General features: G+C 59.2%; 24 protein-coding genes. 13 read left to right on the top strand and 11 right to left on the bottom strand.

Annotated elements, in window-relative coordinates:
* The first annotated feature begins 31 nt into the window (after positions 1-31).
* The gene (locus tag KVG88_RS12875; protein ID WP_217871634.1) at positions 32-1,285 is read left to right on the top strand and encodes an OprD family porin; all 1,254 of its coding nucleotides are present in this window, start codon (positions 32-34) and stop codon (positions 1,283-1,285) included.
* 58 nt (positions 1,286-1,343) lie between these two features.
* Complete coding sequence (paaZ, locus tag KVG88_RS12870; protein WP_217871633.1) at positions 1,344-3,413, top strand: phenylacetic acid degradation bifunctional protein PaaZ; 2,070 nt, start codon at positions 1,344-1,346, stop codon at positions 3,411-3,413.
* A 118-nt stretch (positions 3,414-3,531) separates the two neighbouring features.
* On the opposite strand, the gene KVG88_RS12865 is transcribed toward paaZ, so the two are convergent.
* Genes KVG88_RS12865 through KVG88_RS12855 form a run of 3 tightly spaced genes read right to left on the bottom strand, consistent with a single transcriptional unit; the run spans position 3,532 to position 7,001 of the window.
* Entirely contained in the window at positions 3,532-4,440 is a 909-nt protein-coding gene (locus KVG88_RS12865; protein ID WP_217871632.1) for a helix-turn-helix domain-containing protein, read from the bottom strand.
* A complete protein-coding gene (locus KVG88_RS12860; protein ID WP_217871631.1) occupies positions 4,437-5,855 on the bottom strand; it encodes an aminotransferase in 1,419 nt (472 codons plus the stop codon). The genes KVG88_RS12865 and KVG88_RS12860 overlap by 4 nt, the downstream gene beginning before the upstream one ends.
* 39 nt (positions 5,856-5,894) lie before the next feature.
* On the bottom strand, positions 5,895-7,001 hold the full coding sequence (locus KVG88_RS12855; RefSeq protein WP_217871630.1) for a polyamine ABC transporter substrate-binding protein: 1,107 nt from the start codon (positions 6,999-7,001) through the stop codon (positions 5,895-5,897).
* Positions 7,002-7,218: 217 nt separating this feature from the next.
* Here KVG88_RS12855 and KVG88_RS12850 point away from each other — a divergent pair, with 217 nt between their 5' ends.
* Positions 7,219-8,001, top strand: a complete 783-nt coding sequence (locus tag KVG88_RS12850) for an enoyl-CoA hydratase-related protein (RefSeq protein ID WP_150703236.1) — start codon at positions 7,219-7,221, stop codon at positions 7,999-8,001.
* The gene (locus tag KVG88_RS12845) at positions 7,998-9,179 is read left to right on the top strand and encodes an acetyl-CoA C-acyltransferase family protein (RefSeq protein WP_217871629.1); all 1,182 of its coding nucleotides are present in this window, start codon (positions 7,998-8,000) and stop codon (positions 9,177-9,179) included. Before KVG88_RS12850 ends, KVG88_RS12845 begins: the two co-directional genes overlap by 4 nt.
* Positions 9,180-9,323: 144 nt before the next feature.
* On the opposite strand, the gene KVG88_RS12840 is transcribed toward KVG88_RS12845, so the two are convergent.
* From KVG88_RS12840 to KVG88_RS12830, 3 genes are all read right to left on the bottom strand, one after another.
* On the bottom strand, positions 9,324-9,674 hold the full coding sequence (locus KVG88_RS12840; RefSeq protein ID WP_217871628.1) for a YMGG-like glycine zipper-containing protein: 351 nt from the start codon (positions 9,672-9,674) through the stop codon (positions 9,324-9,326).
* Between the two features lie 216 nt (positions 9,675-9,890).
* A complete protein-coding gene (locus KVG88_RS12835) occupies positions 9,891-10,763 on the bottom strand; it encodes a queuosine precursor transporter (protein WP_217871627.1) in 873 nt (290 codons plus the stop codon).
* Positions 10,756-11,352, bottom strand: a complete 597-nt coding sequence (locus KVG88_RS12830; protein WP_217871833.1) for a helix-turn-helix transcriptional regulator — start codon at positions 11,350-11,352, stop codon at positions 10,756-10,758. Before KVG88_RS12830 ends, KVG88_RS12835 begins: the two co-directional genes overlap by 8 nt.
* Positions 11,353-11,762: 410 nt before the next feature.
* On the opposite strand from KVG88_RS12830, the gene KVG88_RS12825 reads away from it, so the two are divergent.
* From KVG88_RS12825 to KVG88_RS12810, 4 genes are all read left to right on the top strand, one after another.
* Positions 11,763-12,131 carry a DUF6124 family protein gene (locus KVG88_RS12825; protein ID WP_217871626.1) on the top strand — a complete coding sequence of 123 codons (369 nt, stop codon included), beginning with the start codon at positions 11,763-11,765 and terminating at the stop codon, positions 12,129-12,131.
* A gap of 41 nt (positions 12,132-12,172) precedes the next feature.
* Positions 12,173-12,427 (top strand): hypothetical protein, encoded by a 255-nt coding sequence (locus KVG88_RS12820; RefSeq protein ID WP_217871625.1) that lies wholly within the window; start codon positions 12,173-12,175, stop codon positions 12,425-12,427.
* Positions 12,428-12,831: 404 nt separating this feature from the next.
* Entirely contained in the window at positions 12,832-13,953 is a 1,122-nt protein-coding gene (locus tag KVG88_RS12815; RefSeq protein ID WP_217871624.1) for an HlyD family secretion protein, read from the top strand.
* Complete coding sequence (locus KVG88_RS12810; RefSeq protein ID WP_217871623.1) at positions 13,950-15,542, top strand: DHA2 family efflux MFS transporter permease subunit; 1,593 nt, start codon at positions 13,950-13,952, stop codon at positions 15,540-15,542. Before KVG88_RS12815 ends, KVG88_RS12810 begins: the two co-directional genes overlap by 4 nt.
* Positions 15,543-15,564: 22 nt before the next feature.
* Here KVG88_RS12810 and KVG88_RS12805 read toward each other — a convergent pair whose 3' ends face one another.
* A complete protein-coding gene (locus tag KVG88_RS12805) occupies positions 15,565-16,005 on the bottom strand; it encodes a carboxymuconolactone decarboxylase family protein (RefSeq protein ID WP_150703163.1) in 441 nt (146 codons plus the stop codon).
* A gap of 211 nt (positions 16,006-16,216) precedes the next feature.
* Between KVG88_RS12805 and KVG88_RS12800 the strand changes: the two genes are divergently transcribed.
* Genes KVG88_RS12800 through KVG88_RS12790 form a run of 3 tightly spaced genes read left to right on the top strand, consistent with a single transcriptional unit; the run spans position 16,217 to position 20,082 of the window.
* A complete protein-coding gene (locus tag KVG88_RS12800; RefSeq protein WP_150703162.1) occupies positions 16,217-16,723 on the top strand; it encodes a sigma-70 family RNA polymerase sigma factor in 507 nt (168 codons plus the stop codon).
* Complete coding sequence (locus tag KVG88_RS12795) at positions 16,723-17,682, top strand: FecR domain-containing protein (RefSeq protein ID WP_217871622.1); 960 nt, start codon at positions 16,723-16,725, stop codon at positions 17,680-17,682. Before KVG88_RS12800 ends, KVG88_RS12795 begins: the two co-directional genes overlap by 1 nt.
* 15 nt (positions 17,683-17,697) lie before the next feature.
* Positions 17,698-20,082 carry a TonB-dependent receptor gene (locus tag KVG88_RS12790; protein ID WP_217871621.1) on the top strand — a complete coding sequence of 795 codons (2,385 nt, stop codon included), beginning with the start codon at positions 17,698-17,700 and terminating at the stop codon, positions 20,080-20,082.
* Positions 20,083-20,148: 66 nt separating this feature from the next.
* On the opposite strand, the gene KVG88_RS12785 is transcribed toward KVG88_RS12790, so the two are convergent.
* The 4 genes from KVG88_RS12785 to KVG88_RS12770 form a co-directional block, all read right to left on the bottom strand.
* The gene (locus tag KVG88_RS12785) at positions 20,149-21,591 is read right to left on the bottom strand and encodes a mechanosensitive ion channel domain-containing protein (RefSeq protein WP_150703159.1); all 1,443 of its coding nucleotides are present in this window, start codon (positions 21,589-21,591) and stop codon (positions 20,149-20,151) included.
* A 167-nt stretch (positions 21,592-21,758) separates the two neighbouring features.
* Positions 21,759-22,385 carry an isochorismate family cysteine hydrolase YcaC gene (gene ycaC, locus KVG88_RS12780; protein WP_150703158.1) on the bottom strand — a complete coding sequence of 209 codons (627 nt, stop codon included), beginning with the start codon at positions 22,383-22,385 and terminating at the stop codon, positions 21,759-21,761.
* Positions 22,386-22,440: 55 nt separating this feature from the next.
* Positions 22,441-23,124: an isochorismatase family protein gene (locus tag KVG88_RS12775; RefSeq protein WP_150703157.1), complete on the bottom strand. Its 684-nt coding sequence runs from the start codon at positions 23,122-23,124 to the stop codon at positions 22,441-22,443.
* Between the two features lie 94 nt (positions 23,125-23,218).
* The gene (locus tag KVG88_RS12770) at positions 23,219-24,085 is read right to left on the bottom strand and encodes a pirin family protein (RefSeq protein WP_150703156.1); all 867 of its coding nucleotides are present in this window, start codon (positions 24,083-24,085) and stop codon (positions 23,219-23,221) included.
* A gap of 104 nt (positions 24,086-24,189) precedes the next feature.
* Here KVG88_RS12770 and KVG88_RS12765 point away from each other — a divergent pair, with 104 nt between their 5' ends.
* Together KVG88_RS12765 and KVG88_RS12760 are read left to right on the top strand one after the other, a co-directional pair.
* Positions 24,190-25,098 carry a LysR substrate-binding domain-containing protein gene (locus KVG88_RS12765; protein ID WP_217871620.1) on the top strand — a complete coding sequence of 303 codons (909 nt, stop codon included), beginning with the start codon at positions 24,190-24,192 and terminating at the stop codon, positions 25,096-25,098.
* Positions 25,099-25,222: 124 nt separating this feature from the next.
* Positions 25,223-25,762, top strand: a complete 540-nt coding sequence (locus tag KVG88_RS12760) for a PaaI family thioesterase (RefSeq protein ID WP_150703154.1) — start codon at positions 25,223-25,225, stop codon at positions 25,760-25,762.
* Positions 25,763-25,772 lie beyond the last annotated feature (10 nt).

The raw sequence follows: 25,772 nt of genomic DNA, 5'->3' as shown, positions 1-25,772 counted from the left end.
ACGAACGATCGGTTGGCAGGGAATAAAAATAATGAAACCCGCACGTACTGCACCTTACGAATCACTGTTTTCGCTGGCCGCCGCATTGAGTCTGCCCATGATCGCGCCTAGCGCCATGGCCGACTTCATTGGCGACAGCAAGGCCCGTATCGAAATGCGTAACCACTACATCAATCGCGATTTCCGTCAGGACAACGCCCCGCAATCCAAGGCCGAAGAATGGGCCCAGGGTTTTACTGCGCGGGTCGAATCCGGGTTTACCGACGGCACCTTCGGTTTCGGTCTGGATGCGTTGGGCGAATTGGGGCTGAAACTCGACTCCAGCGCGGATCGCCGTGGCACCGGTCTGCTGCCGTTTGGCCCGCAGAGCCACGAGCCCGACGACGATTACAGCGAGCTGGGCCTGACCGGCAAACTACGGGTGTCCAAGAGCGTATTGAAACTCGGCACCCTGCAACCCTTGCTGCCAGTGGCGACCTACAACGACACCCGCCTGCTGGGTTCCACCTTCAAGGGCGGCTTGCTAACCAGCCAGGAAATCGATGGCCTGACCGTGAACGCCGGGCGTCTGACCAAGGCCAATCTGCGCGACTCTTCCAGCAACGATGACATCGGCTACGGCGCCGCCAGCAGCGATCACTTCGATTTTGGCGGCGGCAACTACGCCTTCAGCCCGCAGCTGAACCTGAGCTACTACTACGGCAAGCTTGAACAGATCTATCGCCAGCAATTCGTCGGCCTGGTGCACTCGCAACCGCTGGGCAGCGGCTTCAACCTGCGCAGCGACATCCGCTATTTCGACAGTCGCGGCGACGGTGCCGAGCGCGCCGGACGCATCGATAACCGCAACTTCAACAGCATGTTCACGCTGGCCCACGGCGCCCACAAAGTAAGCGCCACTTACCAGCAATTGTCCGGCGACAGCGCCTTTCCGTTCCTCAACGGTGGCGATCCGTACGTGGTCAACCTGGTGACCTACAACACCTACACCCGTGCCGACGAGGATTCCTGGCAGCTGCGTTACGACTATGACTTCGCGGCGCAAGGCATTCCCGGCCTGACCTTCATGACCCGCTACACCGACGGCCGCCACGTCAAAGCCGGCACCGTCGACAACGGGCGCGAATGGGAACGCGACACCGATATCAGCTACGTCATCCAGAGCGGTGTGTTGAAGAACGTCAGCCTGCGCTGGCGCAACGTGACCTTCCGCTCGGGCAATGGCTTGACGACCGCGCTCGATGAAAACCGGCTGATCGTCGGTTACACCCTGGCGCTTTGGTAATTCCGAAAGGCGCGGTCCGCGACCGCGTCACTACCCTTCACAATCAGGAGCAATCGTGATGTCCTCCTCACCTACACTGCATGCCCCTACCCTGCAGAGTTTCATCGCCGGTCGCTGGATCGGCCAACACGGCGCGCAGGTCCTGCGCAGTGCCATCGACGGCCATGAAATCGCCCGCACCCACGAAGAGCGCCCGGACTTTGCCGAGGCCATCGAGCACGGCCGTCGCCAAGGCATCAGTGGCTTGATGGCGCTGGACTTCCAGCAACGCGCCCAGCGCCTCAAGGCCCTGGCCTTGTACCTGAGCGAGCGCAAGGAACAGCTCTACGCGATTTCCCACCACAGCGGTGCGACCCGCGCCGACAGCTGGATCGACATCGAAGGCGGCAACAGCACACTGTTCACCTACGCCAGCCTTGGCTCACGTGAACTGCCGTCAGGCAACGTCGTCCATGAAGGCCCGGCGATGCAGCTGAGCAAGATGGGCACCTTCGCCGGCACCCACATCCTGGTGCCTCGCGGTGGCCTGGCGGTGCACATCAATGCGTTCAACTTCCCGATCTGGGGCATGCTGGAAAAGTTCGCCCCGAGCTTCCTCGCGGGCATGCCATGCATCGTCAAACCGGCCAGCGCCACCAGCTACCTGACTGAAGCCGTGGTGCGCCTGATGGATGAATCCGGTCTGTTGCCGGCGGGTAGCCTGCAACTGATCATCGGCGGCACTGGCGACCTGCTTGACCGCCTGCAAGGCCAGGACGTGGTGACCTTCACCGGTTCCGCCGACACCGCGGCCAAGCTGCGGGTCAACCCGAACCTGATCCGCAATTCGGTGCCGTTCAACGCCGAAGCCGACTCGCTGAACTGCGCCATTCTCGCCCCGGACGTGACCCCGGATGATGAAGAGTTCGAACTGTTCATCAAGGAAGTCGCCCGGGAAATGACCACCAAGGCCGGCCAGAAATGCACCGCCATCCGCCGCGCCATTGTGCCGGCCAAACACATCGATGCCGTGGCTACCCGCCTGCGTGATCGCTTGGCCAAAGTGGTGGTCGGCGACCCGTCGGTGGAAGGCGTGCGCATGGGTGCGCTGGCGTCCCACGATCAGCAGAAAGACGTGACCGAGCGTCTGGAAGCGCTGTTACAGAGCAGCGACATGCTGTTCGGTGCACGCGACGGTTTCGAACCGCGCGGTGCCAATGTCGACAAAGGTGCGTTCTTCGCCCCGACCCTGTTGCAGGCCCGCGATCCGCATGCCGAAGGTGGCGCCCACGACATCGAAGCGTTCGGTCCGGTCAGCACCCTGATGGCCTATGACGATCTGGACGAAGCACTGGCGTTGGCCGCGCGCGGCAAAGGCAGCCTCGTGGCCAGCCTGATCACCAAAGACCCGCAAATCGCCGCCAAAGCCATTCCGGTTGCCGCTGCATTGCATGGCCGCTTGCTGGTGCTGGACCGTGAATCCGCCGGTGAATCCACCGGTCACGGTTCGCCGCTGCCGCAACTCAAGCACGGAGGCCCGGGTCGTGCCGGCGGTGGTGAAGAGCTCGGCGGCCTGCGCGCGGTGAAGCACTACCTGCAACGCGCGGCGGTGCAAGGTTCGCCGACTATGCTGGCGGCGGTTACCGGCGAGTACGTGCGGGGTGCCAAGGTCATCGAGACCGAGGTGCATCCGTTCCGTCGCTACTTCCAGGACCTGCAGATCGGCGAATCGCTGCTGACCCACCGTCGCACCGTCACCGAAGCGGATCTGGTGAACTTCGGCTGCCTGTCGGGCGACCACTTCTACATGCACTTCGACGACATTGCGGCCAAGGAATCGCAGTTCGGCAAGCGTATTGCCCATGGTTACTTCGTGCTGTCGGCGGCGGCTGGCCTGTTCGTCTCCCCTGGCGTCGGCCCGGTGCTGGCCAACTACGGCCTGGACACCTTGCGCTTCATCAACCCGGTGGGCATCGGCGACACCATCCAGGCGCGCCTGACCTGCAAACGCAAGATCGACCAGGGCAAGAAGAGCCCACAGGGCATCCCGCAAGGGGTGGTGGCGTGGGATGTTGAAGTGACCAACCAGCTCGGTGAACTGGTGGCGAGTTATGACATTTTGACGTTGGTGGTCAAGCGTGAGGACTAATCCTTAAAGTCAAAAGATCGCAGCCTGCGGCAGCTCCTAAAGGGATTGGGTACATTCGCGAAATGGCGGTTGTACCGGATCGGTGTAGGAGCTGCCGCAGGCTGCGATCTTTTGCTTGTTAATGCCTGCGCAACCACTCGATAAACAGCGCAAACAACTCAGACTGCGACCCCACTTCCAGTTTCAGATACAGGTTCTTGCGGTGCATGCGCACGGTTTCCGGTGAGATGGTCATCTGGCTGGCCGTGGATTTCACCGAATGCCCGCGCAGGATCATGTGCGCCACCTGCCGCTCACGCTCGGTGAGCAAATCACTGCCGAAATGCTCGAACGCCGACTGCACCCGGTGCTTGAGATCATCGCGCATGCCCTGGTCTTGATCGCACTGGATCTCGCGACTGCGCAGCATCCCGCGCTGACTGAACTCACTGATGAACTCGCGCACCAAGGGTTCCACGGCGCGCAGCAGATTCAGCTGATCGGCGCTCAGGCATTCACCGCCGAAACCCTGATAGAGGCTGACCGAAATTTTCGTGTCATTGCCGGTATCGACGATGTAATAGCTGTCTTCCGAACAGCCCGCATTCAGGTAGTAAGTCTTGTAATAGTCACTGTCGAAGAAGCTGTCCGGGGCAATTTCTTCCAGGTGATAGAAGCCTTGCGCCAACCCCTGCTCCACCGCCAGACAGAACGGATCGAGCAAATAGCCCCCGGCAAAATAGCGCTGCAGAATCGAGACCTGATATTCCTGTGCGATGCCGCGCTGATGCAGCAACTGCGGTGCGCGGTCCTTGCGCTCCAGGCTGATCATCATCGACTCGACGGACACCAGTTGCGCCAACGCTGACGCCAAATGTTGCAGGGCGTCAGGCTCATCGATATGAGCGAATGCCTCGCGCATTCCCCCATGCCATTTGTGCAATGCCCCGAAGGGCATCGCGATCAGCGTATCGTCGTTTGGTTTGCTCATGCCCCGCAGTCTAGCGGCTGAGCAAGCCCTTGGTAACAGCCTGACTGACGAAATCATTGGCCGGCGTACTGTCCGCTCGCTTCAAGCTCAGCGGCCACTTCCAGGATGCATACCCGCAGGATCTCGACGATCTCATCGACCTGTGCATAAGTCAGAATCAACGGTGGCGACATGACGTTGAGGTGCATGATCGGCCGCACCAGCAAGCCCCGCGCCTGTGCCCGCACGTGGATTTTCTCGCCAATATTGACCTCGTCGGCGAACAACGCCTTGGTACGTTTATCCGCGACAAACTCCACGCACGCCATCAGTTTCAGGCAGCGCACATCACCCACCAGCGGCAAGTCGCGCAGCGTGGCCAGACGTTGCTCCAGATACCCGCCGACGTCGTCGACATGGGCCAGCAGGTTTTCCCGCTCGATGATTTCGATGTTCTTCAGCGCCGCCGTGCAGCACACCGGATGGCCGCTGTAGGTGAAGCCGTGGGTAAAGCAGCGGCCCTTGCCCGGCTCGGCAATGACTTTCCAGATGCGGTCGGAAAAAATGCACGCGCCCAGCGGCAGGTAGGCGGAGGTCAGGCCCTTGGCGGTGGTGATAATGTCGGGCTGCACGTCGAACACATCGAGGGAAGCGAAGAACTTGCCCAACCGCCCGAAAGACGTCACCACTTCGTCGGCGACAAACAGAATGTCGTAGCGCTGGCAGACTTCCCACATGCGCTTGAGATAGCCCTTGGGCGGAATGATCACCCCACCCGAACCCATCACCGGTTCGGCGAAAAAGCCTGCGACCTTGTCGGCGCCAATCGACTGGATCTTGTCTTCGAACTCCTTGACCAGAAACTCGAGGAACTGCGCCTCGTCCATGCCGTCCGGTGCGCGGTACGGGTTGGGATTGGAGACGTGATGGATCAGTGGGTTGGCGTAATCGAACTCTGGCACCCGATCGGCAGCCTTGTTGCCGATCGACATGGTCAGCGTGGTGGAGCCGTGATACGCGTTGAAGCGCGCGATGACGTGCTTCTTTTCCGGTTTGCCACGGCAGTTCTGGTAGTACTGGATCAGCCGGTACGCGGTGTCCACAGCGGTCGAGCCACCGGTGGTCAGGAACACATGATCGAGGTCGCCGGGAGCGAGGCTGGCGAGTTTCTCGCACAGCTGAATCGCCACGTTGTTCGACATGTCGGAAAACGGATTCGAATAAGCCAGCTGACGAACCTGGTCAGCGATGGCCTCGGCCATTTCCTCACGGCCCAAACCGATGTTGGTGCACCACATGCCGCCCACCGCATCGAGGAAACGGTTGCCCTGGGTGTCGTAGATGTAGGCGCCGTCGCCTGCGACGATGTTCAGCGAACCTTGTTCGGCGTGCTCGTCGAACACGTGGTAGCCGTGCATATGGTGAGCCTTGTCGGCCTTGACCAGCCGGGACTCGTCCGCAGGGGAAAAAACGGTGCGTGTTGGCGTCGCCATAAATAAACCTCTAACCGAATTGACTAACGTTCGTACCCATCAGATACCGCTCTTGACGGTGCTCCAGACCCGGGTCATGGCCCGCATTGCCTTGGCGTCCTGGGTCTTCTGTGGAAACAGGCGCTCGCGGGTTTGTGCATCGGGGTAAATCGCCGGGTTGTCGCGCACCGCGGCATCGAGCAACGGAGTGGCGGCGGCATTGCTATTGGCGTAGTTGATGTAATCGCTCACATCGGCCATCACCTGCGGTTGCATCAAGTACTCAAGAAACTTGTGGGCGTTGGCCACGTGCGGGGCGTCGGCCGGGATGTACATGTTGTCGAACCAGATCAGCGAGCCTTCCTTGGGAATGAAGTAAGCCAGGTTGATCGCTTTCTTGGCTTCTGCGGCGCGGGCCATGGCGGTGGCGTAATCGCCGGACCAGGTCATGGCCATGCACACATCGCCATTGGGCAGGCTGGTCAGGTAATTGACCGAGTCGAACTTGCGGATATACGGCCGCACCGACAGCAGCAACGCCTGGGCCGCTTTCAGGTCTTCCGGCGCGGCGCTACGCGGGTCGCGGCCCAGGTAGGTCAAGGCCATGGGAATGACTTCGGTGGGTGCATCGAGCAGGGTCACGCCGCAGTCGGCAAACTTCGAGACGATCTTCGGATCGAAAATCATCGCCAGCGAGCCGATCGGCGCGTCCGGCATGCGTTCCTTGATCTTGTCGACGTTGAAGGTGACGCCGTTGCTGCCCCACGTGTAGGGCGCCGAGTAGGTGGTGCCCGGGTCGAACCCTTGCAGGTCCTGCAAGATTTTCGGGTCAAGGTTGGTCCAGCTCGGCAGCAGTTTCTTGTCCAGCGGCTGGAACACTTTGGCCTGGATCAGCGGTGGCGCGAGGGACGCGTTCAACACGATCAGGTCATAACCGGAATGCCCGGTGAGCAACTTGGCCTGCACCGTTTCGTAGGCATCGAAGGTGTCGTAGATGACTTTGATGCCACTGGCTTTTTCGAAATCGGCCAGGGTCTTTTCACCAATGTAATCCGCCCAGTTATAGAGCCGCAGCGTGTTGCTGTCGTTTACCTCGGCGGCGTAGGCGTTCAGGGTGAGCGGTACAACAAACAGACTGGAAATCACCTTAAGCAGTGTCTTGCCCATAGCAAATGCACCTTATCAAGCGAGTTCGGCTCTGGATGAGCGGATGTCCCTACTATTGGTGGATTCGCAGGAAGGCACCATACCCCGAATGGGTGTGAGCGCCCGATGGGCGGGCGACATGGCAAAAAGCATCAGTCCGGTTGACCCGTTTTGGCATAGCAGCGGGGTTTGCCTGACGCTTAAAGTGCGCAGTGAACCGACTCGGCAAGAGCCCGCCATGACCGACCTGATCAAACAAACACATCGCGATGGCGTGCTGACGCTGACCATCGACCGCCCGGACAAGCTCAACGCGCTGACCAACAGCATGTACACGCGCCTGGCCGACCTGTTGTTTGCCGCTGAAGAAGACGACACCGTGCGCGTGGTCATCGTGACCGGCGGCCCCAGCTGTTTTACCAGCGGCAACGACCTGGTGGACTTCCTGCAAGACCCGCCGACCCACCTCGACAGCCCGGCCTTCCGCCTGATGCGCGCCGTGACGCACCTGCAAAAGCCATTGATTGCAGCGGTTTGCGGAGCAGCCATCGGCATCGGCACCACCCTGCTGCTGCATTGCGACCAGGTCTTGGTCACCCGCAACGCCAAGCTGCGCACGCCGTTCGTCAACCTGGGCCTGTGCCCGGAGTTCGGCGCCAGCCTGCTGTTGCCTCGCCTGCTCGGTCAGGCCCGCGCTGCACGCCTGTTGTTATTGGGCGACAGCCTCGATGGCAACACGGCGGTGGCGTGGGGTTTGGCCAACGAAGCTTTCGATGACGGCGAGCAATGCCTGGCCGCGGCGGAAAAGATCGCCCAGCGTTTTTTGGCGATGCCCCGGCAAGCCTTGCGCCAATCCCGGCAATTGATGAAGCAGCCCGGCATGGAAGAACTGCAAGCCACCCTGCGCGAAGAAAACACGCTGTTCATCCAGCGCCTCAACAGCGATGAGGCAAAAACAGCCTTGAACGCCCTGCTCAATCGCAGTACAGATAAGAATCCACCGAAAGGAGCCCAGTCATGAACACCCCGGAAATCTACGTAGTCAGCGCCGCCCGTACCGCCATCGGTACCTTCGGCGGCTCGCTCAAGGACGTGCCACTGGCCGATCTCGCGACCACCGCCGTGAAAGCCGCCCTGGAACGCGCCGCCGTGGACCCGGCGCTGGTCGGCCATCTGGTGATGGGCAACGTGATCCCGACGGAAACCCGTGACGCCTACATTTCCCGCGTGGCCGCGATGAACGCCGGCATCCCCAAGGAAACCCCGGCCTACAACGTCAACCGCCTGTGCGGTTCGGGCCTGCAAGCGATCATCAATGCCGCGCAAACCCTGCTGCTGGGCGATGCCGACATCGTCGTCGGTGCCGGCGCCGAATCCATGAGCCGCGGCCCGTACCTGATGCCGTCCGCCCGCTGGGGTTCGCGCATGGGCAACGCCCAGGTCTTCGACTACATGCTCGGCATCCTGCATGACCCGTTCCATGGCATCCACATGGGCATCACGGCCGAGAACGTCGCCGCGCGCAACGGCATCACCCGCGAAATGCAGGACGCCCTGGCCTTTGAAGACCAGAAACGCGCCGCCCATGCGATCGCCAACGGCTACTTCAGCGAACAGATCGCCACGGTGGAAATCCAGGATCGCAAGGGCACCAAGCTGTTCAACGTCGACGAGCACCCACGCGCCACCTCCCTGGAACAACTGGCCGGTATGAAGCCTGCGTTCAAGAAGGACGGTTCGGTCACCGCCGGCAACGCTTCGGGCCTCAACGACGGCGCCGCCGCGCTGGTCATGGCCACTGGCACCGCGGTGCAGGTCAACAACTTGAAACCACTCGCCCGCCTGGTCAGCTATGCCCACGCCGGCGTCGAGCCGGAACTGATGGGCTTGGGTCCGATCCCCGCTACGCGCCTGGCGCTCAAACGCGCCGGCCTGACTGTCGCCGACCTCGACGTGATCGAAGCCAACATCGCTTTCGCTGCCCAAGCCTGCGCAGTCAGCCAGGAACTGGACCTCGACCCGGCCAAGGTCAACCCGAACGGTTCGGGCATCGCCCTGGGTCACCCGGTCGGCGCGACCGGCGCAATCATTGCCACCAAAGCCATCCACGAACTGCATCGCACCGGCGGCCGTTACGCGCTAGTGACCATGTGCATCGGTGGTGGCCAAGGGATTGCGGCGATTTTTGAACGCGTCTAAGCAATGACGAAGGCCGCTGATCGAACAGATCAGCGGCCTTTTTTTGCCTGAAAAAAACGACAGACGAGATGCGGCTCGTCCGCCCGCCAACACGGCAAATCTTCAATACAGTTGTGTGTGTGCACGCGATTGTCCGCCGGCAGCTCAGCTGTCCTGAGGCACCAATCGCGGACCTTTGCGCGTCACTGACTGGCCCGGCTCAAAGCGGGCATTGGGCGAACGCACGGTGCTGACTTCACCCTGGCTGTCTTTGACTTCGTACGCGGTCTCGGTAAGGCCGGCCGACTCCTGCACCGCACCCCCGGCAAAGAAACCAGCCCCCGCACCAATCAACGCCCCCACCGGCCCGCCGACTGCGCCGACCATCAAACCGGTCAGCGCACCAAAACCTTTGCCAGCAGTGGTGTCGGGCACTTCGCGGACCACTTGATCGGCCATGCAGAGGGGAGAGAACAACAGGCAGAGGGTAAAGCTGAAGGGGATGGAACGGGGCATGGTGATTTCCTGCTTCGGTTGCGATGCCTTAAGCGATTCACGAAGCATGCCAATTATTAAATCAATGCATATCAATAAGTTAATAACATCAAATGTCATAATGACAACGCTACAAAATAGTCATAACGACAACGCAGCAGTCATATCGACTCAGAGATTGCAGGATCTCTGGCTGTCAAAAAAACAAAGAAATACACCTCATTTCAGACATCCCACTTATACCGCCTGCCCCCCAACCACATATTTCTTGAACAACGACCTTGCTCCATAGGCCGGAAGCACATTGAAAACAGCAAAACACATTTTTATCGCTATCTGTATATAAACTATCTTCAGGATATCGCCGTTTTCCATCGTGCCGTAAAACGCTATAAAACAAAAAATGAAGCTGTCTATTATCACTGCAAAAAAAGTACTGAAGAACACCCGTAAAAACAGGAATCTCGAATTTGTAAGCTCTTTGATTCTACAAAGCAGGTATGAATTCACGTACTCAGAAAATAGAAAAGAAATAGATGAGGCCACCAACGCAGATGAGACATGACTGATTACGGCACTATAGGGTGCATCAAGCTTCCAGCCAGGCAACCCGGGAAGATATCCAGTAACGCTCAGCAAAACAAGAATAAAAGCATTGCTCGCGAAGGCAAAGTATATAGCCCTCCTCGCCAACCTAAGACCATAGGACTCATTCAAAAGGTCGACGATCAAAAATGTCAGAGGATAGAGAAACACCCCTGGAGTAACCACAACATCAAAATATTCAAGATAAATCAGCTTCGCCGCCGCAACATTGGTAAAAATATAGAGAGCGAACAACAATAGATTAAGAACAACATAAGCCATCCAGGACCTTTCATGGCGATCACTGATCTCATAGGCCGTTATTGCACCGCCCCCAGAATAAAACTTCCTGTAAACATCCTTCACTTCCACCTTACTAAAGTCATCCATAACTTCACTCTTCAACAAATCACGCAGCTTGACCTTGACAACCTTTCCTGTCGAGACAACCATAATGACTGCAAGTGACTTTTTATTCTCAAACCCCAAAAGCTTGAATTTACTATTATCCGAATCGCTAGCCATTGAATCTTTCCTCTATTATTTCACCCACAATGCAAACCGCATCGGGGTCAAAATAATCTGCACTGACGATCAATAGCTTCTTTGTTTTCTTGTCGTACACCAGTTTTTCTCCGTCTCCGTACAGCATTCCTTTGTTTACGATCAATAGGTCTCCCGGTTCATTCACACCGCTAATTTCATTTTCCAAAAGCACGCCGATCAGGTTACAGGCAGTACCAAAGTAATACGTAAGAGGATAAGTTGCTGCCAACTCCCCCACTCTCTTGTCGAGACTCTGAAAAAGAAGACCCTCTCTAATAATAGGCACTGCAGCCGGATTCATATTGCCTTCGGGCGAGACACTAGCCTCTATGATTTCTCTTTCTTCAAAATCAATGACCTCTATCTCTTGATAAGACACGCCAAAGAAATCTGAAATCTTCCGAATGGTCGATTGCTGAACATTAACCACCCTTCCTTCTAAAATATTATAGATAGTCGTCCGCGTTAATCCACTGGAGTTACACAATGACAACTGTGTCTCTCCACGACTTTTTATCAGATACTTTATATTACTTTTCAGCCTTTCTGTTTTTTCCTTTTTGTGCATCATCCAATTACCACTCCGCTACTTTAGCAGAATATCTGCAAAGCTATTTTCGAGAAAAACATCCTACCTCCGCCGATCATGATGCAGAGAACAATATTGCAACCTCATCAAACAATCGTCAAATCCTGGTGCTTCAGAGTAAATTCCTACAACCTACACCTACTTAATTTCGAGACTTTTCTCACAAAGATTAGAAATCTATCTGGCGAATCAACCTACAGAAAAATAGCAGTAGATTGTGAAGCAACTAAACATGAATCATTTAATTACACAGATGTTCAATATTTTGATTAATTATTAGGAATTTTCTGGTAATAAATCTGGCAACCCGCCGACTCAACCAATGCCATCAATCAATTTCTTTGACGGCATTAGACGGGCACATCTTTAACGTTGCTAGGAACTCCCATATGAAAAAGACATCCCCTAAATCTCCGCAAACTCCTGATGCAGAATCCATCGATATATCGAAGCTCTCTGACATCACCGAACCTCTGGTCAGTGCGCGTCTGCGTAACCCGAACCGCCCCGATCCTGTCAGCCGTGTCTTTACCATCATTCCGAATATCGATACGGAGTCCTTGCTCTGTCACGCCTGTGAAACCCTCGCATCCCTGAATGTCATGGCCACCGATCTTGCGTGCGAGTTGGAGGGCTCGCGACGCAACGTGACGCTGGCCATTCAGCAACTGGCAGTGCTGGGCGAATTGCTGGTCAATCGGGCACTGGACAACCTCGACCCACCCAGCGGTTTGCCAGAGCCTCCATCCAGTAGCTAACGCACAGTGGCCCGTTCTTTTTCCAAGGAGGTATTTTTGTCATGGATCGATACATGCCCATCACTGGCATCGACTGCCCCATTGCGTCGTTGCTGATCGACACCGAAGCACCACTGGACGTATTGCATGAAACCGCGGCCTACCGCATTCGCACGGCAACTCAACTGTTGGAGGCTTTTGCATTCAGCGAAAGCGTTCACAGCGAACTAGCGCGAGTGCTTGTGACTTCATTGCGAGACGGCTGTGATTTGCTGGATATCGTTGGACGACGATTGCAGGCACAGCTTTCGGCATAGGTCACAGGCCAAACGACAACGGGCGCCCTACGGCGCCCTTTTTATTGCATGTTTCCATTTTCAGGATCAAAAGATCGCAGCCTGCGGCAGCTCCTACATTGGCTGATGCAGACCCAGAGTTTGCAGCGCCCGCGGCACTTGTAGGAGCTGCCGCAGGCTGCGATCTTTTGATTTTGCCTTGATGTTTTCACGCCGCAACTGGTCGCTTTCCATCAATCGCCCTCTCCCCTCGCCCCCTAGATTAGGTCCCAGAAGACGAGGCCGTACCGTACGGCCAGACACAGAGGAGATCGCTGCCCCCCCCACTTCACCCGACAATAGGCAGCACAAACCAATTGCAACAATATATTACCTACGTCATATTATTATCATCATAAACACACTGCGCCGACAGGTAATCCTCAATGACCAGCATGCCCACCGTTGAACCCGACCTGGCTGCTCCGGTGTCCAACGCCAGACCACCTCGGCTCAAACGCCTGCTCTTGCTGACCGCAGGCGTTGTGGGGCTGGCATTGGTCGGTGTGTATGCCACGCACTGGTGGACTGCCGGCCGCTTCATCGAAGAAACCGACGACGCTTACATCGGCGGCGATGTGACGGTGATCGGGCCGAAAGTTGCCGGTTACATCGACGAAGTGCTGGTGACCGACAATCAGAAGGTCAAGGCGGGCGACGTGCTGATCCGCCTCGATTCCCGTGACTACCGCGCCAACCTGGCCAAGGCCGAAGGCGCGGTGGCCGCTGAAGAAGCCTTGTTGGCCAACCTCGACGCCACCGAACAATTGCAACAGGCCGTGATCGGACAGGCCCGCGCTGGTATTGATGCGGCCGGCGCCGAAACCGCGCGTTCGCGCGATGACGATGCGCGCTACAAAAAACTGGTCAGCACCAACGCCGTCTCGGTGGAAAGTGCGCAACGGGCCAACGCCACGTTCAAGACTGCCCAAGCGCAGACCAATCGCGCCCAGGCTGAATTGCTGGCGGCGCAACGACAGCTGAACGTCATCGCCACCCAGAAACAGCAGGCCCGCGCCGCGTTGATACAAGCCAAGGCCGAACGAGACCTGGCGCAATTGAACGTCGGCTATACCGAATTGAAAGCCCCGGTGGATGGCGTGATCGGCAATCGACGGGCGCGGGTTGGCGCCTATGCCCAGGCCGGTTCGCAGTTGCTGTCGGTGGTGCCTTCCAGTGGTTTGTGGGTCGATGCCAACTTCAAGGAAGATCAACTGGCGCGCATGGTGCCCGGGCAACGAGTGATCATTCACGCCGACGTCCTATCTGGGCAGGAATTCCACGGTCACCTGGACAGCCTCGCGCCCGCCAGCGGCTCGCAGTTCAGCGTACTGCCACCGGAAAACGCCACCGGCAACTTCACCAAAATCGTGCAACGGGTGCCGGTGCGGATTCACCTCGATCCGGCCGACAGTGTGCTCGGTCATCTGCGCCCAGGTCTGTCGGTCACCGCTGAAGTCGACACCCGCAAGGAGCCTGAAACGTCCGCCGTGGCCAGCGCGCCATGAGCCGCGCCCTCGCGGCCCCGGCGCAACCGTTCAATGCCGCGGACATGGCCACGGCGACCAAAGTCTTCGCCTTCGCCAGCATGTGCATCGGCATGTTCATTGCGCTGCTGGACATCCAGATTGTTTCGGCATCACTGCGTGACATTGGCGGCGGGCTTTCCGCAGGCACCGACGAAACGGCCTGGGTGCAAACCAGCTACCTGATCGCGGAGATCATTGTGATTCCGCTGTCCGGCTGGCTTTCGCGGGTGTTCTCCACGCGTTGGCTGTTCTGCGCCTCAGCCGTAGGTTTCACCCTGACAAGCCTGCTCTGCGGCGCCGCCTGGAACATCCAGAGCATGATCGCCTTCCGCGCGCTGCAAGGGTTTCTCGGCGGCTCGATGATCCCGCTGGTGTTCACCACGGCGTTCGTGTTTTTCACCGGCAAGCAACGGGTGATCGCCGCCGCCACCATCGGCGCAGTGGCGTCGCTGGCACCCACTCTGGGGCCGGTGATCGGTGGCTGGATCACCGACATTTCGTCCTGGCACTGGCTGTTTTACATCAACCTGGTCCCGGGTATTTTCGTCGCGGTTGCGGTGCCGATGCTGGTGAAGATCGATCAGCCGGAGTTGTCGCTGCTCAAAGGCGCCGACTATATAAGCATGGTGTTTCTGGCGCTCTTTCTCGGCTGCCTGGAATACACCCTCGAAGAAGGCCCGCGCTGGAACTGGTTCAGCGACAGCACGATTCTGACCACGGCGTGGATCAGTGGCCTGTCGGGGCTGGCGTTTATCGGCCGGACGCTGCACGTGGCCAATCCGATTGTCGACCTGCGCGCCTTGAAGGATCGCAACTTCGCCCTCGGTTGCTTCTTCTCGTTCGTTACCGGCATCGGCCTGTTCGCGACGATTTACCTGACACCGTTGTTCCTCGGTCGGGTACGCGGTTATGGCGCGCTGGACATTGGCCTGGCGGTTTTCTCCACGGGCGTGTTCCAGATCATGGCGATTCCGCTGTACGCCTTTCTGGCCAACCGCGTCGACCTGCGCTGGATCATGATGACCGGCCTTGGGCTGTTTGCGTTATCGATGTGGGATTTCAGCCCGATCACCCACGACTGGGGGGCCAAGGAGTTGATGCTGCCGCAAGCCCTGCGCGGGATTGCCCAACAATTGGCAGTGCCACCGGCGGTGACGCTGACCCTGGGCGGGTTGGCACCGGCGCGGCTCAAGCATGCGTCGGGCTTGTTCAATTTGATGCGTAATCTGGGCGGCGCCATCGGCATCGCCGCGTGCGCGACCATTCTCAATGACCGCACCAACCTGCACTTCACCCGGCTGGCGGAAAACCTCAACAGCACCAACGAAGCCCTCAACCAGTGGTTGTCCCAGGTCGGCACCAACTTCGCCGCTCTGGGCCAGAGCGGCGATGTCGGGGTGACGGCCAGCCTGCGTCAACTCTGGCTGCTGACCTACCGCGAAGCGCAGACGCAAACCTACGGCGACGCGTTTCTGATGATCATGGTCTGCTTCATCATCGCCACGGCCATGGTGCCCTTGATGCGCAAGGTGCAACCACCGGCCGCGCCGAGTGCCGATGCCCATTGAGGCTCGGCACTGTTGCTGACAATCAGGCCTGAGGGGTTTTGCGAAAGCCTACCGCCAGGCGGTTCCAGCTGTTGATGGTACTGATGGCGACGGTCAGGTCGACCATTTCCTTGGGGCTGAACTGCGCCGCGACCACCTCGTAGTCTTCGTCCGGAGCGTGGGTCAGGCTGAGCTGGGTCAGGGATTCGGTCCACAACAGGGCTGCGCGTTCACGCTCGGTGAAGAAAGGCGCTTCACGCCAGGCCGTTACTGCGAACAAACGACGCGGGGTTTCGCCGCCCTTGATCGCGTCAGCGGTGTGCATGTCGATGCAGAAGGCGCAGCCGTTGATTTGCGAGGCGCGCAACTTGACCAGTTCGATCAGGTTCTTTTCCAGTGGCAGTTTGGAGACCGCAGTTTCCAGGGCGATCATGGCTTTGAGGGCGTCAGGGCTAGCGGTGTAAAAATCGATGCGCGATTGCATGGCGTGCTCCAGGGCAAATGGGTGTGGAGCTAAGTTAGTCCCGCGAGCGTTTTGTACAAATAGCCAATATTCGAGAAGTCGAGGAGGCCACTGGGGCAGCCCTGAAAGAAAGTGCGAAATGTGAATTGCCATCACTCGGTCCGCCCCACTAGAATGCGATCAATTCTTAATTGCACTCACGCAGGACGCCCGAGTTGAGTATCTGCCCGCCATGTCGTCCGCCGATCAGCCTCTGAACCAGCAAGTCCACACTCTTTACAGCGAACATCACGGTTGGCTGCAGGGTTGGCTGCATCGCAAACTGGGCAACCGATGCGATGCGGCCGACCTGGCCCACGACACGTTCCTGCGCTTGTTGACGCGTCAGGTGGTGAAACCGCTGGGCAGCGAACCGCGAGCCTTGCTGACGCACATTGCCAAAGGCCTGGTGATCGATCGCTGGCGACGCCAGGACATCGAGCGCGCTTATCTGGACACCATCGCGCATCTGCCGATGGCCGAAGTGCCGTCGCCGGAAACCCGTCTGCTGATCCTCGAGACCCTGTGGCGCATCGAAGCATTGCTTCGTGAACTGCCCGCCGTTACCCGCGAGACGTTTTTGCTGTCGCAGATCGAGGGCCTGACGTACGCGCAGATCGCCACCCGTTTGAACGTCTCGTTGATCACCGTCAAACGCCACATGCGCACGGCGTTCATTGCCTGCCTGAGTGTCGCCTGATGAATTCGTCGATGATCAATCCGCAGATTCTTGGCGAAGCCGCCGACTGGCTGGTGCAATTGCATTCCGGCACGGCAACCCCCGCCGATCACCAGGCCATCGCCCAATGGCGCAGCCGCAGTGCCGAACATGCCCAGGCCTGGCAAAGGGCCGAAGTGCTGCTCGGGGATTTTCGTGGAGTGCCGGCCAACATCGCCATGCAAACCCTGCAACGGGCTTCACGCAAGGATGGCCTGAGTCGCCGACAGACCCTCACTCGCCTGGGCTTGCTGTTGATGGCCGGACCGCTGGGCATCGCTTCGCAGCACCTGCCCTGGGAGCAATGGACCGCCGATCAGCGCACCGCCGTGGGCGAGCAGAAAAACCTGCAACTGCCCGATGGCAGCCAGTTGCTGCTCAACACCGACAGCGCGGTGAACATTGCCTTCAACCCACACGAACGACGGATCCTGCTGCTTAATGGCGAGATGCTGGTCAGCACCGCCAAAGACCCTGGTGCCCGGCCCTTTATCGTCGAAACCCCGCAAGGGACGGCCCGAGCGCTGGGCACGCGGTTTTGTGTGCGCACCGCAGACGCCACCAGCCAGGTGTCGGTGCTCGAAGGGCAAGTTGAAGTCACGCCGCAGTTGCTGCGCCAAAGCACAACCCTCAGTGCCGGCGAACGACAGAGTTTCAGGCTCAACCGGCTCGATGCCGCGCAACGTTTTGACGTTGAAACCCTGTCCTGGGACAAAGGCATGTTACTGGCCAACAACATGCGCCTGGATGACCTGTTGAGCGAACTGAGCCGCTATCGCCCGGGCATGTTGCGCTGCCATCCGGATGTCGCTGCGTTGCGTGTATCGGGGGCATTTTCCCTGCGCGACACCGACGCCAGCCTGCGCCTGCTCAGCGACACCTTGCCGTTGAATATAAGCCGCATGACCCGTTACTGGTTGTCGGTTGAACCGAGGGTCTGACGCGATCAGTCGTCGATGTTTACTCATACTTTTCTTCGCCTCGCCCTGACCTGCCTGGCCTTGCTGCCGCTGCATGGCCAGGCCGTCGATAACGTCAGCGAGAGCGCCAGCCGCAGCGTCGCCATCGCGCCGGGCCTGCTCAGCGAGGTGCTGGCACAGTTTGCCGTGACGGTCGGCGTGCCGCTGTCGTTCGATCCGGCCTTGTTGGGCGATCGGCAGAGCCCGGGCCTGCGCGGCAACTTCAGCGCGCAAACGGGATTTGAACGGTTACTCGATGGCAGCGGATTTGCGTTGATGCGCAGCGGTGAAAGTGGTTTCACCCTCAAACCCCAAGACGCCGCTGGCGAGGCGCTGGAACTAGATACCACCCTCATCAGCGAGTCGGGCGCCGATACCTACGACGGTGGACAAGTTGCCCGTGATGCGCAGATCGGCGTGCTCGGCCATCAGGCACTGAACGACCTGCCCTTCAGCGTCACCAGTTTCACGGCCAAGACCCTTGCCGACCAACAGGCCCGCACCCTCGGCGACGTGCTGCTAAATGATGCGTCGGTGCGCCAGTCCGCCGGTTTCGGTAATTTTTCCCAAGTGTTCATCATTCGTGGCTTGCCACTGGCTTCCGATGACATCTCCTACAACGGCCTGTACGGCGTACTGCCTCGGCAGATCATCGCCACCGAAGCGATGGAGCGGGTCGAACTGTTCAAGGGACCCAGCGCCTTTATCAACGGTGTGACACCCAGCGGCAGCGGCATCGGTGGCAGCGTCAACGTGCAACCCAAACGTGCCGCTGACCTGCCGACCCGCAGCATCACCCTTGATTACAACAGCAACGACCGCGTCGGCGGACACCTCGATCTGGGGCGGCGTTTTGGCGAGGACAATCGTTTCGGAGCGCGGGTCAATCTGCTGCAACGCGAAGGCGATACCGCCGTGGAAGGCGAAGACCAGCGCACCTCATTGATCAGCCTGGCCCTGGATTATCGCGGTAAACGCCTGCGCCTCTCCACCGATCTGGGCTACCAGAAGCAGGTGATCAATCAGGGGCGCGCCGTGGTGTATGTCGACTCCACCTTGAGCAAAGTCCCCAAGGTGCCTGACGCCAACGCCGGTTATGCGCAGCGTTGGAGCTACTCGCAACTGGAAGACACGTTCGGCATGGCCCGCGCCGAATATGACCTGAGCGAATCCTGGACCGCGTACCTCGCCGGCGGTGCCAAGCACACCCGGGAAAACGGCGTGTACTCTTCGCTGACCGTCACCGACCTCGATGGCAACGCCCGGGGCGGCATGCTCTACCCGCCCCACGACGAGGACAATCAAAGCCTGATGGCCGGTCTCAACGGACGGATTCAAAGTGGTCCGGTCAGCCATCAACTGAACCTGGGGCTGGCGGGGATTTGGGGACAGCAGCGTTCGGCTTTCGAGACCATCGGCAGCGCCGGACGCTACAGCAGCAATCTCTACAATGTCACTCAGCAGCCGCGTCCTCCGGCCACATTGTTCGGCAGCGACGTTCATGATCCCCGCATCGTCGGCAAGAACACCCTGCGCAGCATCGCCCTCGCCGACACCCTCGGCTTCATCGACGACCGGGTATTACTAACCCTCGGCGCGCGTCGCCAAACGTTGGAAGTCGACGGCTGGAGCAGCACGTCCGGTGCCCGAACTTCACGTTATGACGCGGCGATCACCACCCCGGTGTTCGGTCTGGTGATCAAGCCCTGGGACCACGTTTCGTTCTACGCCAACCGCATCGAAGGCCTGGCGAAAGGCCCGACGCCACCGACCAGTTCACTCAACCGCGACGACACTTTTGCCCCGGTGCGCAGCAAGCAAATCGAAGCCGGCGTACGTCTGGATAATGGCAGCTACGGTGCGGGCCTGAGCGTGTACCGCATTGAACAACCCTCGAGCTACACCCAGGACGGTTTTTTTCGGGTCGATGGCCAGCAGTTGAACAAAGGTGTTGAACTCAACGTCTACGGCGAACCACTCGATGGCCTGCGCCTGCTCAGTGGCGCGACCGTCATGAAGACGGAAATCGAAGGCAGTGCACAAGGCGTCAACGACGGCAACCGCGCCGTTGGCGTGCCGCGCTTTCAGTTCAATCTGGGGGCTGACTGGGATGTGCCGGGGGTCGAAGGTGCGGCGCTGAGCGCCCGAATGCTGCGCACCGGCGGGCAATACCTGAACGCCGCCAACAGCCAAAGCATTCCGGCGTGGAATCGTTTCGATGTGGGCGCGCGTTATGCCTTCAAGGTCGACGAACAGCACATCACTGTGCGCGCCAACCTTGAGAATGTCGCCAATGAGGCGTACTGGGCGTCGGCCAATGGCGGGTATCTGACCCAAGGGACGCCGCGTACGTTGAAAGTTGGGGTGACGGTGGATTTTTGAACTAACCCGGCCATCGCGAGCAGGCTCGCTCCTACAGTTGGCCGCATTCCATATTCGTTATCCACGCTACGCCCGCTTGAGCAGCCACTGCAAAAAGCCCTTGCGCTGCACCACCACCGGCACTTCATCTATCAGCGCCTGGGCTTTGTGCAAGCGGAAGTCCAGCAAGGTTTTCATCGCATCGTTGATGTCGTGACGGGCTTCCAGGCAAGGTTTCAGGTAGCCCTTCTCGATGCGATAAAGGGTGCAAGGGGTCTTCGCGGAAAACTCCGCCGGCAGCGCACTGTCACTCAGGATACCGGCCTCGCCGATCACTTCTCCCGGCCCCATGCGCCCGGACTCGATGAGCGTCCCGTGACGGTTCAACGTGACAGACACCACCCCGGATTCAATGATGAACAGGTGATCGCTGACTTCCTGCGCGGCCAGGATCGTCTCGCCGGCACGAAAGTTTTGCAGGGTCATGTTCTGGCTGAAGGTTTCTTTCTCTTCCTGGCGCAAGGTGGAGAAAAGCGGCGAACTGTCGAGCAACATCCGTTGCCGCGAAAGCTCGCTCACCGGGGTCGGTTCCACGCTCGACAACAGGATGACCCCGGATGCCTGCAAGTGCCGATAGGCCAGGTCGTACAGTTGATTGCGCACCGTGCGCTTTTCGCTCATCGAGGCGACGAATCCGCTGATTTCATATTCGGCGCCCGCAGCACTTGAGCTTTTGAGTGCCACTTTCGGCCCGGGTGCACTCAGCAGAATCCGGCAGCCCTGCATGGCCCGTTCAAGGGCATCGATCACGATTTGCGGGCGGACGTGAGGGCTGACCTGCAAACTGATGGACACGCCAAACATGTCGCTGGGCCGGCTGAAGTTGGTGATCTTGGCCTTGGCCGCCAGCGAATTGGGAATCACGATCATGCTGCCCTGGGACGTTTGCAGTCGTGTGGCACGCCAATCGATATCGATCACCCGGCCTTCGGTGCCGTCGATGGCGATCCAGTCATCCAGTTGATAAGGCTTGGTGGTATTGAGGACGATCCCGGAAAACACGTCGCTCAGGGTACTTTGCAAGGCCAGGCCGACAATGATCGCCAGGGCGCCGGACGTAGCCAGCACGCCTTTGACCGGCAAATTGAGCACGTAGGCCAGGGCCGCGATAACCGCCACCAGGAAAATCACCGCGCCGAGCAGGTCTTGCAGCAAACGGCCAGTGTGCCCGACCCGTTGCATCATGGCCGCGCCAATCAGCACCGTCAGCACGCGTGCGCCAAACAACCACCATCCGATCTGCAACCCCGTGGCCGCCAGGTGCATCGGCACGTTGTCGTCCCAGGGCGGCGGCTCCATCGGGCTTAAACCTTCATTGAACAGCAGGAGGCTGTACAGTGAAAAAATCACCACCCTCAACAACAGTTTCCAGTTGGGATGGTTGGCACCGACGAAACGCCACAACACCAGATCAATCAGGATCAGGGCAAAGGCGCAAACCAGCGGGTGTTCGGCGAGCATTGACAGCATCAAGCAGCTCCAGCAAAGGGCATTCACGCAAATATCGCATAGATTGTAGGAGCTGCCGCAGGCTGCGATCTTTGGATCTTGATTTTTTAGCGAAATGAAACCGCTCTAAGATCAAGATCCAAAGATCGCAGCCTGCGGCAGCTCCTACAGGGGCGATATACGTGGAGTTATTTGCTGTTGGTCAACGTGCTGTAACTGGTCATCAGATTGCGGTAATCCGGGATATGGTTGGAGAACAGCGTGCCCAACCCTTCCACATCATTGCGCCAGTCGCGGTGCAGTTCGCAGGCCAGGCCGAACCAGGTCATCAATTGCGCGCCGGCGCTGGACATGCGGTTCCACGCCGATTCGCGGGTCAGTTCGTTGAAGGTGCCGGACGCATCGGTGACCACAAACACGTCAAAACCTTCGGCCAGGGCCGACAGCGCCGGGAACGCCACGCACACTTCAGTCACCACGCCAGCAATGATCAGTTGCTTCTTGCCGGTGGCCTTGATCGCCTTGACGAAATCTTCGTTGTCCCAGGCATTGATCTGGCCAGGACGGGCGATGTACGGCGCGTCCGGAAACTGTGCCTTGAGCTCGGGCACCAACGGGCCGTTGGGGCCGGTTTCGAAACTGGTGGTCAGGATGGTCGGCAGCTTGAAGTAGGTGGCCAGGTCGGCCAACGCGAGCACGTTGTTCTTGAAGCGGTCCGGATCAATGTCGCGCACCAGCGACAGCAGCCCCGTCTGATGATCCACCAGCAGAACGGCGGCGTTGTCTTTGTCGAGTCGCTTGTAGGAAGTCGTCATGGCAGTAGTCCTTAAAAGTTATCGGTGCCGATAGAGTTCGGCGTTCGGTACCCGGTTAACGTTCGGAATCCAGCTTTTCGTGTTCGTTGGCCACTTGTTGCGCCTTGATATAGCTCTCGATCAGCAGTTGATAATGCGGCATGGCCTGGGCGTAGACGGCGGCCCACTGCTCGGCATCCGGACGGTTCCACGAGCCTTGCAGCTCAGAGAGCGTAGCCATGATGTCGATCGGCACCACCCCGGCCTGGGCCAAACGGGCGACCGTCAGATCAGTGGCAAGTTTGGAGTGGTTGCCCGATGCGTCGACTACGGCAAACACTTTGTAGCCTTCATGCACCGCCGCAATCGACGGGAACGCCAGACAGACGCTGGTCAGGGTGCCGGCGATCACCAGGGTTTTCTTGCCGGTGGCTTTGACGGCAGCGTGAAATTCCGCGTTGTCCCAAGCGTTGATTTCGCCCTTGCGTGCCACGTATTGCGCATGCGGCGCGGCCTCGTGAATTTCCGGAATCAACGGCCCGTTTGGCCCTTGAGGGACCGAGGCCGTGGTGATCACCGGCATTTTCAGCAGCGTCGCGGCCTTGGCCAGTGCGATGGCGTTGGCCCGCAGTTGCGGCACGTCCATGTCCTTGACGATCTGGAACAGCCCACTCTGGTGATCGATCAACAACATCGCACTGTCATTGGGGTCGATGGTCGGCTTTTGGCCATTGAAGTTGGCTACATTTGCAGCGTTCATGAACGTTTCCTCTTTCTTTTGGGCAACAGCCATCCCTGGCCTGAAAACCGGCCTACTCATCCTGGGTAGAGTCGGGTTGTAGAAGCGCTACGGATTAACCGTGCATCTGGCCGAAGCGGCCGGACTGGAAGTCGGCGAACGCCTGATGGATTTCCTGCTCGGTGTTCATCACGAACGGGCCGTGACCGACGATGGGCTCGTCGATCGGCTCGCCGCTGAGCAACAGCACCACAGCGTCGCCATTGGCTTCCAGGGTCAACTGGTCGCCCTCGCGTTCCAGCAGGGCCAGTTGACCCTCGCGCACCAGTTCCAGGCCATTGACCTGAACCGTGCCGCGCAGCACCACCAACGCTGTATTGCGACCTTCGTGCAGGTCGAGGGTCAGCAACTTGCCGCCGTTGAGGCGCAGGTCCCAGACGTCAATCGGGGTGAACGTGCGCGACGGGCCGGTATGACCGTCGAACTCACCGGCGATCAACCGCAGGCTGCCAGCGTTGTCCTTCAAGGCGATGTTCGGGATATCGCCATCAAGAATCGTCTGGTAACCGGGTTCGGCCATTTTGTCCTTGGCGGGCAGGTTGACCCACAGTTGCACCATTTCCAGGGTGCCACCGCTTTTGGCGAAATCGCCGGAGTGGAACTCTTCATGCAGGATCCCGGACGCGGCGGTCATCCATTGCACGTCGCCGGGGCCGATCTTGCCGCCGCTGCCGGTGGAGTCGCGGTGTTCCACTTCACCCTTGTAAACGATAGTCACGGTTTCGAAGCCGCGGTGCGGATGCTGACCAACGCCACGCCGCTCGGTGGTCGGAGTGAATTCGGCGGGACCGGCGTGATCGAGCAGCAGAAACGGGCTGATGTGCTTGCCAAGGTTGTCGTAGGAAAACAGTGTGCGGACCGGAAAACCGTCGCCGACCCAATGAGCCCGTGGGCTGGTGTAGATACCGATGATGTTTTTCATGGTGTCTCCTGATGAGGTGAGTGAAGCCATGGACAAAGCTTAAAACCGTGACCTTTGCTGCGCTAGACTGCAAAAATCAGTCTTAGCGTTCTATCTGGAGAACGATGGTGGAAGACCTCAACACTCTCTACTACTTCACCCAAGTGGTGGAGCATCACGGTTTTGCCGCAGCCGGTCGGGCGCTGGACATGCCCAAATCCAAGCTCAGCCGGCGCATCGCCGAGCTCGAAGAACGCCTTGGCGTGCGCCTGCTGCACCGCACCAGCCGCCACTGCTCATTGACCGAAATCGGCCAGGCCTATTACCAGCGCTGCCTGGCCATGCGGGTGGAAGCGGAAAGCGCGGCGGAATTGATCGAGCGCAATCGTTCGGAGCCCCAAGGCCTGGTGCGCATCAGTTGTCCCACGGCGCTGCTCAACTCGTGGGTCGGGCCGATGCTCACCCGTTACCTGCTCAAGTACCCGCTGGTGGAGTTGTTCATCGAGAGCACCAACCGTCGGGTCGATCTGATCCACGAAGGTTTTGATATCGCTCTGCGGGTGCGTTTTCCGCCGCTGGAAAACACTGACATGGTGATGAAAGTACTCGGCAACAGTACCCAAAGCGTCGTCGGCAGTCCGGCGTTCGCCGAGCGCCTGTCGACCCCGCCCTCACCGGCCGACCTCAGCGGCTTGCCGAGCCTGCACTGGGGCGCGGCGCAGCGCGAGTATCAGTGGGAACTGTTTGGCGCCGATGGCAGCAGCGCGGTGATCCGGCATGCGCCGAGAATGGTCACCGATGACCTGTTGGCCTTGCGGCATGCAGCCGTTGCCGGGATCGGCGTCGTGCACCTTCCCAGTGTAGTGGTGCGCGATGAAATCGCTGCCGGGCATCTGGTTGAACTGGTACCGGGTTGGGCGCCGAAAAGCGGCATCATCCACGCGATTTTCCCCTCGCGTCGCGGCTTGCTGCCGTCGGTGCGCACGCTGATCGACTTTCTCGGCGAAGAGTTCAGCCACAGCGACATCGCCTGACGAAACCTGTAGCAGCTGGCGCAGCCTGCGGCTACAGGACGGAAGGTGTGGTGGAGTTTTTATTTCGGACATAATATCAGCGAGGATTACAACCATAATATCCATTCTCGCCGAGGTCTTGATCATGCAGAGCCCCAACCGCGACGCCACGCTCGCCCAATGGATCGCCCAGGAACAGGCCATGCGCGCGCGCCTTCAAGGCCCGGGCAGTTTGTCCATGGCCGAGGTCAGTGCGCTGTCGCCCGCTGAGTTTTTCGAAGGCATCGGCAACGGTGACCTGCCCTCGCCGCCCATTGGCGCGCTGATGGATTTCATCCCCATCGAATGGTCCGACGGGCTGTTCATTTTCCAGGGCACGCCGGATGCGCGGCACTACAACCCGCTGGGCACTGTGCACGGAGGCTATGCCGCGACACTGCTGGACTCGTGCATGGGCTGCGCCATCCACACGCAATTGAAAAGGGGCCAGGGCTACACCACGCTGGACCTGCGCATCAGCTATGTCCGCGCACTGAATAACGCCAGCGGCCCGGTGCGCGCCGAGGGCAAGATCGTTCACCTCGGGCGTTCAACGGCCCTGGCCGAGGGGCGGATCTATGATGTCGATGGGCGGCTGTATGCGACGGGGTCGACGACTTGCATGATTCTTGAGCCGCGGGGGTAGGCTTCAAGGA

The sequence above is a fragment of the Pseudomonas azerbaijanoccidentalis genome (genome assembly GCF_019145495.1).
Taxonomy (GTDB): domain Bacteria; phylum Pseudomonadota; class Gammaproteobacteria; order Pseudomonadales; family Pseudomonadaceae; genus Aquipseudomonas; species Aquipseudomonas azerbaijanoccidentalis.
The sequence above is the reverse complement of the archived record's forward strand: the minus strand, read 5'-3'. Positions and strand labels throughout refer to the sequence as shown.